Source organism: Candidatus Chloroploca asiatica, assembly GCF_002532075.1.
Lineage (GTDB): Bacteria > Chloroflexota > Chloroflexia > Chloroflexales > Chloroflexaceae > Chloroploca > Chloroploca asiatica.
This window is the reverse complement of record NZ_LYXE01000195.1, coordinates 1-2,174: the sequence shown is the minus strand read 5'-3', so window position 1 is coordinate 2,174 and position 2,174 is coordinate 1. Positions and strand designations below refer to the sequence as shown.

The following is a 2,174-nucleotide window of genomic DNA, read 5'->3' as shown; positions in this document are numbered from 1 at the left end:
GACCTCGCCGTCAACATCACTGGCACCGTCACCTTCGTGGTGCAGGTGGATGCAAGCCTGCCCGCTGGCGTCACGACCATTACCAACACCGTCGCCATCGCCGACGATGGCCGCAATGGTGCCGACCCGACCCCGTCGAATAACGAGGACGACGAGGTCACGCCCGTCACCGCCGCGCCCGATCTCGTCATCACCAAGACCGACGACAACAGCACCGTGACCACGGGTGACCTGATCACCTACACGCTCACCTACACCAATGTCGGCAACCAGGATGCCACTGGCGTCGTGATCACTGAGACCGTCCCGACCTACACCTCCTTCATCACGTCGACCGGCTGGACATGTAACAGTGGTACCTGCACCTACGACGTGGGCAACCTCGGCGTCAACATCACCGGTACCGTCACCTTTGTCGTGCGGGTCAATGCAAGCCTGCCCGCGGGCGTCAACAGCATCTTCAACACCGTTGCAATCGCCGACGACGGCAGCAATGGTGCCGACCCGACCCCGTCGAATAACGAGGACGATGAGACTACCCCCATCACGGCGGCCCCAACGCTCGTCATCACCAAGACCGACGGCGGGATCAGCACGGTTCCGGGTGGGCTGATTACCTACACGCTGACCGTGAGCAACACCGGCAACCAGGCGGCGGCTGGGGTGGTCATCACCGAGACCGTGCCGGCCCATACGAGCTTTGTCGTTGCGGGGAGTAGTGCAACCTGGAGTTGCAACGACGGAAGCCTAGCCGGAACGCCATGCACCCTCACGCTCGGCACGCTCAATGCCGGAGCCGTGGTCACCCGCACGTTCATCGTGCAGGTGGACACCCCGTTGCCCAACGGCATCACGACCATCACCAACACCGCCCGCATCGGGGGCACCAACCATCCCGAAGGCCCCTCGAATAACGAGACCACCCCGGTCGAAGCCGCGCCCGATCTGGTCATCACCAAGACCGACGACGGGATCTCGGTGGAGCCAGGCGACCTGATTACCTACACGCTCACCTATCGCAACGTCGGCAACCAGGACGCGACCGGCGTCACCATCACCGAGACCGTGCCACTGAACACGCGCTTTGTCATTGCCGGCAGCAGTACCGGGTGGAGTTGCGACGACGATAGTCCAGCCGGGACAACCTGTATCTACACCCGCACCGCGCTGGGGGCCGGGAGCACGCTGACCCGCACCTTCGTCGTGCAGGTGGATGCAAGCCTGCCCGCGGGCGTCACGACCATTACCAACACCGTCGTCATCACTGACGATGGCAGCAATGGTGCCGACCCGACCCCGTTGAATAACGAGGACGACGAGACCACGCCCGTCACCGCCACACCCGATCTCGTCATCACCAAGACCGACGACAACCGCACCGTGACCACCGGCGACCTGATCACCTACACGCTCACCTATCGCAACGCCGGCAACCAGGACGCCACCGGCGTCACCATCACCGAGACCGTGCCGCTCAACACGCGCTTTGTCAGTGACGGCAGCAGTGCCGGCTGGAGTTGCGACGATGATAGTCCAGCCGGGACAACCTGTGTCTACACCAGCACCGCGCTGGGAGCGGGCAGCACCCTGACCCGCACCTTCGTGGTGCAAGTTGAGGCGGGCCTGCCCGCTGGCGTCACGACCATTACCAACACCGTCGTCATCACTGACGATGGCACCAACGGGCCGGATCTGACGCCGGACAACAACCGCGACGACGAGACTACTCCGGTCGAGGCCGCGCCCGATCTCGTCATCACCAAGACCGACGACGACAGCACCGTGACCACGGGTGACCTGATTACCTACACGCTGACCTACACCAATGTCGGCAACCAGGATGCCACTGGCGTCGTGATTACCGAGACCGTGCCGACCTATACCACCTTCATCACGCCGACCGACTGGTCGTGCGAAGGCGGCACCTGCACCTACGACGTAGGCGACCTCGCCGTCAACATCACCGGTACCATCACCTTTGTCGTGCGGGTCAATGCGAGCCTGCCCGCGGGCGTCAACAGCATCTTCAACACCGTTGCGATCGCCGACGACGGCACCAACGGTGACGACCCGACCCCGTCGAATAACGAGGACAACGAGACCACGCCCATCACGGCGGCCCCGAACCTCGTCATCACCAAGACCGACGGCGGGATCAGCACGGTTCCGGGTGG

1 protein-coding gene is annotated in these 2,174 nt (G+C 63.6%); it reads left to right on the top strand.

What is annotated here, in order from left to right; translation table 11 throughout:
• Window positions 1-216: 216 nt before the first annotated feature.
• Window positions 217-2,174 (top strand): COG1361 family protein (locus tag A9Q02_RS22950; RefSeq protein WP_216361583.1); only part of this gene is annotated, 1,958 nt, incomplete at its 3' end.